This window comes from Wolbachia endosymbiont of Laodelphax striatellus, assembly GCF_007115015.1.
GTDB lineage: Bacteria > Pseudomonadota > Alphaproteobacteria > Rickettsiales > Anaplasmataceae > Wolbachia.
On record NZ_MUIX01000002.1, the window covers coordinates 153,989 to 161,398 of the forward strand.

The following is a 7,410-nucleotide window of genomic DNA, read 5'->3' on the forward strand; positions in this document are numbered from 1 at the left end:
GAGATGTATACATCTCTCAGAAATATAGAGAGATACCTCATAAGATGGGTCAGAACCAAATATAAGAAACTTCGAGATCATGGAAGACTAGCAAAGCAATTTCTAGGAAAAGTGAGAAAGAGGTCTCCAAATATTTTCTATCATTGGACACTTGGGTTAGGATCAAAGGGCTAAATAATGGGAGCTGTATAAACCGAGAGGTTTCCGTACAGTTCTGCGAGAGACTGGTGGAGAAGTTCCGCTGGTCTACTCTCCTTATTATTTCAGGTTTCACACATGAAGTACTGGAAAAGGAAGTTAAGCCTTTAGTATCATCCTTTCTTCATGAGCGAGGTTTAATTCTGTCAGAAGAGAAGACAAAGATTACATCTATTACAACAGGGTTTGACTTTCTTGGTTGTAATGTACGTAGATATAATAAGAAGTTAATTATTAAACCTTCGAAAGAAAGTATTAAAAGACTTCTTAATAAAGCACGTACATTGATAAAAGCAAATATAGCGAACACTCAGGCTATAGTAATTAAGTCACTCAACTCTCTACTGAGAGGATGGGGAAATTACTATCACCATGTGTGTGCTAAAAAAGCGTTTAGAAAGATCGACAATGAAATTTGGCATAGTTTATGGAAATGGGCAAAGAAAAGACATCCTCGTAAAGGATTACGTTGGATAAAGAATCGTTACTTCAAAGTAATGGGTCAACGCCAATGGGTTTTTGCTGCACCCATATGCAAGAACAAACCAAAAGAGATACGGTATTTAAGACTGCTTAAGCTGATTGATATACCTATCAGACGACATGTTAAAATCAGAGCGGATGCAAATCCCCTTGACTTAAAATGGAAAAAGTATTTTGATGAGAGAGTGAAACGAACAAGAATGTTAGCAAGCTCCTTTTCAAGAGAAGGTTCTCTACTGTTGGTGTCACCATTAAGAATGATGTTTCCTGAGGAATCATGAAGGACAAGCCGGTTCTAGAAAAGAAGAACTTAGATAAGGGGCTCAAGCGTAGTGTGGGGAAACCTGCATGCTGCGTTTCTAAGGGAGGGAGTAGTAGTAATACTGCTTCCTTACCTGACCAGCTCGCTCGTGACAAGGGCTTTGAAAAACGCGCTCAACTTTATGCTGCTAAGGCTTACTCGAGACAATTAGATAAATCTGGTAATTATATTGATCTTCAGAAAGTCTTCTTTATTGCTATTTCCAATTGTAACCTTCTGCCTGAAGAAGTTGACTATATTTCTACTCATAATATACGGGATATCAAAACCAATGGTCATTACTTAAAAGATCTACAATTTGTCTTTATTGAGTTGCCTAAATTTACAAAAAATAGAGTAGAGCAGTTAGAGAATACTACAGAGAGATGGTGTTTCTTTTTTAAATATGCAGAAGAAACAACTGATGAAGATCTGAAAAAGATAGCAGCAGAAGCTCCGATAATAAAGCTAGCATATGATGAATTAGATAGGTTTCGCTGGAATGAAAAGGATTTGATCGCATATGAAGAAAGAATATTGAGTGTACAGAAAGAAAAGGCTATTTTGGAACAACGTCTTGATGATGCTACTCATAAAGGTAGACAAGAAGGCATCCAAATCGGCCATGAAAAAGGTAAAATTGAAGTTGCAAGAAACCTACTTAAAGCAGGCGTTTCTGTTGATATTATAGTTCAAACTACTGGTCTCACAATTGACGAAGTCAAAGATTTGATCTGATTTTATCCCTTTTGACACCCAAATGAATATTCTTATATTAGATAAAAGCACAGTAATTGCAGCACAAATGTTATGCGGTAAGCATATAGTGAAAATGCCATTAGGAACTGCTCAATTACTTAGTAGTGTTTTTGCAATAGCATTAAAAACGCCAAATCCTTTAGTTAGCATTACAGACCAAAATATAGAGGTTCCATATAAACTTACTCACAAAAACCATCCTTGCTCTTTATGGGCTAGACAGTCAAAAGGGAATTTTTATTGGTTATGGAAAAGATTATGTATAGCTCTTTTCACAATAATCCGAACGTATCGTAATACACTACTGGCCCACTATCGACATAAATACATATCTTATCACGTTCGAACTATTATAAGAAAGGCTATAAAGAGTACAACTGACGATACAAAAGAACTCATAAATCTGAAAAAGTTATAGATTGATGTGATAATAATAAGGATTTTCTAATCTTTCAATCAGCCGTTATACGAACTTTATACAAGCATTGCCTGACTGATATAAATGTAGTTGTAATGGTTATTTAACACAAAATTCTGTTCGATAATAAACGAGTTTTTATTGCCGATTTGGTTGGACAAAATTACAAATAAAAAACTTATAAAAACATATTTGACTCTGGTAGCAATACATTATTCATCAAATTGTCATATCGTAGGTTCTTTGGGAAAATTAGGTAGTGATTTTATGATAGAAGATAGCAATATTGACACTTTGTTACTTAACGCAGCTAAGTATGGTGATATTGAAGAAGTAACACGTCTCATAATCATCGAAAAAGCAAATGTTAATGCAGAAAATCAACATAAAATGACTCCTTTACATTTTGCTGCTTACAAGGGCTATAAAGAGATAGTGGACGCTCTATTAAAAGCAAATGCAAGTGTTAATGCAGAAAATCAACATAAAATGACTCCTTTACATTTTGCTGTCATAAGTGGCAAAAAAGAGGTAGTAGAGGCTCTATTGAAGATAGAAGGAATTAATATTAATGTACAAAATAATAATAAATATACTTCCTTACGTTTGGCTGTTGAAAATGAGCATTCAGATATAGCTGAAACTTTAGTAACAGCTTTATTGAACAAAAAGATTAGCGTTGAAAATAGTGATATTAATATTGTTTTACGTTTAGCTGCTGAAAAAGGCTACGTAAATATAGTTGAACAACTCATAAAGTTACAAGGGATTAATATTAATGAAAAAGACAACAATGGTTACACTGCTTTACATTTCGCTGCAAAAATTGGAAATAAAGATATAGTAGATGCTCTATTAAAAGCAAATGCAAATGTTAATGAAGAAAATGGAGAAAAACAGACTCCTTTACATTTAGCTGTCATAAGTGGCAAAAAAGAGGTAGTAGATGCTCTATTGAAGATAGAAGGAATTAATATTAATGTACAAGATAATAATAAATATACTTCCTTACGTTTGGCTGTTGAAAATGAGCATTCAGATATAGCTCAAGCTTTAGTAGCAGCTTTATTGAACAAAAATGTTAGCGTTGAAAATAGCGATAGTAATATTGTTTTACGTTTAGCTGCTGAAAAAGGCTACATAAAGATAGTTGAACAACTCATAAAGGTACAAGGGATTAATATTAATGAAAAAGACAACAATGGTTACACTGCTTTACATTTCGCTGCAAAAATTGGAAATAAAGAGATAGTAGATGCTCTATTGAAGATAGAAGGAATTAATATTAATATACAAGATAATATAGGAGATACTCCTTTACATTTGGCTGCTTTCAAGGGCCATAAAGATATAGCAGATGCTCTATTGAAGATAGAAGGAATTAATGTTAACATACAAGATAATACAGGATATACGCCTTTATATTGGGCTGTTTTTAAGAACAATAAAGAGATAGTAGATGCTCTATTGAAGATAGAAGGAATTAATGTTAACATACAAGATAATACAGGATATACGCCTTTATATTGGGCTGTTTTTACGAACAATAAAGAGATAGTAGATGCTCTATTGAAGATAGAAGGAATTAATGTTGATATAAAAAGTAATAGTGGAAATACGCCTTTACATTTGGCTGTTGCGAAGGACAATAAAGATATAGTAGATGCTCTATTAAAAGCAAAAAAAATTAATGTTGACATACAAGATAATAGAGGACATACGCCTTTACATTTGGCTGTTGAGAAGGGCAATAAAGATATAGTAAATGCTCTACTAGCTAAAGAAGCAAATGTTAATGTAGAGAATAAAGACAAAGAGACTCTTTTATGTTTGGCTGTTGAGAAGGGCAATAAAGATATAGTAGATGCTCTATTGAACGCAAAAGCAATGAATGTTAACATAAAAGATAACAATGGAGATACGCTTTTACATTGGGTTGTTAATAAGAACAATAAAAAAATAGTAGATGCTCTATTGAACGCAAAAGAAATTAATGTTGATATAAAAAATAATAGTGGAAATACGCCTTTACATTTGGCTGTTCAGCACAACAATAAAGAGCTAGTAGATGCTCTATTGAAGATAGAAGGAATTAATGTTAACATACAAGATTATAGTGGAAATACGCCTTTACATTTGGCTGTTAAGAACAAAAATAAAGATATAGTAGATGCTCTATTGAAGATAGAAGGAATTAATGTTAACATACAAGATAATAGTGGACATACGCCTTTATATTGGGCTGTTTACAGGGAAAATAAAGATATAGTAGATGCTCTATTGAAGATAGAAGGAATTAATGTTAACATACAAGATAATAGTGGACATACGCCTTTACATTTGGCTGTTTACAGGGACAATAAAGATATAGTAGATGCTCTATTGAAGATAGAAGGAATTAATGTTAACATACAAGATAATAAGGGGCATACGCCTTTATATTTGGCTAGGAACAATAAAGAGCTAGTAGATGTTCTATCAGCTAATGGAGCAAAAGATAATATCACCAATACAGAAGAACAAACAAGCACTTTTTTTGATAATTTTTTTAGTATTATTACTAAGCCTTTTTCACTAATTGTATCATTTTTTAGTGGGTTTTTCTCATGGTTGTTTGGATCTAATGAAGAAAAAATCGATGAATCTACATCACAACCAAATGCTAGTATCTCTTTACTTCCACTGGATTCATCAAGCGAAAAAAAGACCGATGCACAACCTAGTGATCATTCTTTGATCGTACCCGATCAATCAATTGGGCAAAGTGATAGTGACGGCCATTTACTTGGATGATCTTATCCAGAAAAGTAAAGGGAAAGTTTGGAATATTCTTTACTAAAGAGAAAGATTATAACAAGAGGAATTTTGTTCTATTTAAAATATAGAGCGATTATACATAATGATCAGTTAAGTAGTATATTTTACTAAAAAAGCAAGCAACATAGTTTTATTTATTAATAAATCTAGTTAGCGTAAGGAGCTTTTACTTTCGAAATATATGGTCTGGTAAAGTCACTATGAAAAAATCCTAATAATATTTCTGATCTTGTTATAAGCTTCTTCAAGCTCTGGAGTACTTATTGAATAGGGTGGTAATAAATAAACTGAATTGCCAAGAGGTCTAATTAAAAGTCCTTGCTCTAAAAATTTTATCTTTAGTGTTTGTGCATCATGAACATCAAAAGCTGCTATTGTACCAGTAACACGTGTATGCTTGACACTCTCACAAGCTTCAACTAATTCCTTTTTATGTATACTATGAATCCTCTTAATTGACTCGATGGTATCAGGCTTAATTAATAATTCTAAAGAAGCAATTGCGGCCGCACAACCTAAAGGATTGGCAGTGTAGGAGTGACCATGAGCGAACGCTTTAGTAAAATNAAGGTGTGCCGTAGAGACACAAAGAATGCTTAAAAATGAGCAAACTAAGTGCAAAGCTGCACAATAGATGAGGGTGGGCCCCTCGAAGTCGGTTTGCAAGAATAGGCTTCAAACAGCCATAAGCTGCTGTGGTAAAGAGCTATGGTAGTGAGCGTTATGGAAAAGGTGCAATTATGCATCATGTGTAAAATAGAGAGGCGAATGAAAATGAACCACTGATGAAGTGTCGAAATTCCAAAGACGACGTCAAAACCATGGGCTCTTGAATCTCTTGGGATAAACCTATCAGGAACTTGTTTACTGGATAGGTGGCGTCCGGCATAGAGGTGGCGTGAATCTATTTTAGGCTATTGTGTGGAACTGCGGGAACCTGTCGTTTCGATGATAAGGGAGAAATTCGAGGAGCTAAACTCTAAGGATGAGAGTACCGATGCGGAAAACAGGGGCGGATCGGCTCGTAGTAGTGAAGAAGTTTCTGTAATGGAAATGGAGCGAAGGGGCTGAGTTATTTAGTTTTAATTATTTATCAACCGAAAGGGAGGAGTTAATGAATAAAACAAAGTCTTTTGATATACCGAAGCAACTTATTTGGAGAGCTTATAAACAAGTATCGAAAAATAAAGGTGCTGCAGGTGTAGATGAGGTTTCGATAACAAAGTTTGAGGAAAATCTAAAAGATAATCTGTACAAACTATGGAATCGGATGTCATCCGGAAGTTATTTTCCAGAGCCAGTAAAAGCTGTGGCAATACCGAAGGATACGGGAGGAGGACAAAGAATTTTAGGTGTTCCTTCAGTATTCGACAGGATAGGGCAAACGGCAGCTTCTATGTATCTTGAGCCGCTAGTAGAGCCAAAATTCCACGAGGATTCATATGGTTATAGACCGAATAAATCTGCACTGGATGCGGTAGATACAGCACGCAAGAGATGCTGGAGGTACGATTGGACGATAGATCTTGATATAACCGGATTTTTCGACAATCTGGATCACGAATTAGTTTTACAAGCTATCAAGAAACATACAAACTGCAAATGGGTCATACTGTATGTTGAGAGGTGGATGAAAGCCCCTATTCAACAAGCAGATGGCACTAGGGAAGTGAGGAATAAGGGAGTTCCGCAAGGAGGTTCTGTAAGCCCAATCATTTCTAACATATTTATGCATCATGCGTTTGATATGTGGATGAGGCAAAACTACCCCACAATACCATTTGAAAGGTATGTTGATGATGCAATACTGCACTGCAAAACTAAGAGACAGGCAGACTTTATGAGAGTAAAGATTGAAGAAAGATTGGCTGAGTATAAGCTAAAGTTGCATCCTGAAAAGACACGGATAGTGTACTGTAAGAATAGCAACAGGAAGAATACATTTCCTATACAAAGCTTTGATTTTCTAGGATATACCTTTAGACCTAGAGGAGCAAAGAGCAAAATAGGGGAATATTTTGTTGGATTTCTACCTGCAATTAGCAATAAGGCCAAGAAAAAGATCACTCAAACCATAAGGTCATGGAAAATACATAGATTTACAGGAAAGAAGTTGGAGGAAATATCAAAGGAAGTAAATCCAATAGTCAGAGGCTGGTGTCAGTATTATGGCAGGTTTTACCAAACGGAGATGTATAAACTTCTTAATAATGTAGAGCGGCATCTAGAAAAGTGGGTAAGTAAGAAATATCTGATTGGAAAAAGACTAGCAAGGAAACTTCTAGGAAAAATGAGAACAGAAAATCCGAATACTTTTTACCACTGGAGGTTGGTATGGTAATCAAAGTACTGAATAATGGGAGCTGTGTGAATCGAGAGGTTCATGCACAGTTCTGTGAGGGGCTGGTGGGGAAGTTCCACTGGTCTACTCGAC

Annotated in this window: 6 protein-coding genes and 1 pseudogene; 6 read left to right on the top strand and 1 reads right to left on the bottom strand. The window is 34.9% G+C overall.

What is annotated here, in order from left to right:
* Nucleotides 1-227: 227 nt before the first annotated feature.
* From BVG17_RS08495 to BVG17_RS08510, 4 genes and pseudogenes are all read left to right on the top strand, one after another.
* Nucleotides 228-962, top strand: a complete 735-nt coding sequence (locus BVG17_RS08495; RefSeq protein ID WP_241654096.1) for a group II intron maturase-specific domain-containing protein — start codon at nucleotides 228-230, stop codon at nucleotides 960-962.
* Entirely contained in the window at nucleotides 959-1,720 is a 762-nt protein-coding gene (locus BVG17_RS08500) for an Rpn family recombination-promoting nuclease/putative transposase (RefSeq protein ID WP_143688979.1), read from the top strand. The genes BVG17_RS08495 and BVG17_RS08500 overlap by 4 nt, the downstream gene beginning before the upstream one ends.
* Nucleotides 1,721-1,742: 22 nt before the next feature.
* Nucleotides 1,743-2,238, top strand: a pseudogene (locus BVG17_RS09865) (pyrimidine dimer DNA glycosylase/endonuclease V).
* Between the two features lie 113 nt (nucleotides 2,239-2,351).
* Nucleotides 2,352-4,952 (top strand): ankyrin repeat domain-containing protein, encoded by a 2,601-nt coding sequence (locus BVG17_RS08510; RefSeq protein ID WP_206663915.1) that lies wholly within the window; start codon nucleotides 2,352-2,354, stop codon nucleotides 4,950-4,952.
* A gap of 222 nt (nucleotides 4,953-5,174) precedes the next feature.
* On the opposite strand, the gene BVG17_RS08515 is transcribed toward BVG17_RS08510, so the two are convergent.
* The coding region (locus tag BVG17_RS08515) for an aminotransferase class III-fold pyridoxal phosphate-dependent enzyme (RefSeq protein ID WP_143688992.1) at nucleotides 5,175-5,542 on the bottom strand (368 nt) is incomplete at its 5' end.
* 382 nt (nucleotides 5,543-5,924) lie between these two features.
* Here BVG17_RS08515 and BVG17_RS10115 point away from each other — a divergent pair.
* Together BVG17_RS10115 and ltrA are read left to right on the top strand one after the other, a co-directional pair.
* Nucleotides 5,925-6,047, top strand: a complete 123-nt coding sequence (locus BVG17_RS10115; protein WP_255447004.1) for a hypothetical protein — start codon at nucleotides 5,925-5,927, stop codon at nucleotides 6,045-6,047.
* A 43-nt stretch (nucleotides 6,048-6,090) separates the two neighbouring features.
* Nucleotides 6,091-7,317: a group II intron reverse transcriptase/maturase gene (gene ltrA, locus BVG17_RS08520; protein WP_143688717.1), complete on the top strand. Its 1,227-nt coding sequence runs from the start codon at nucleotides 6,091-6,093 to the stop codon at nucleotides 7,315-7,317.
* Nucleotides 7,318-7,410 lie beyond the last annotated feature (93 nt).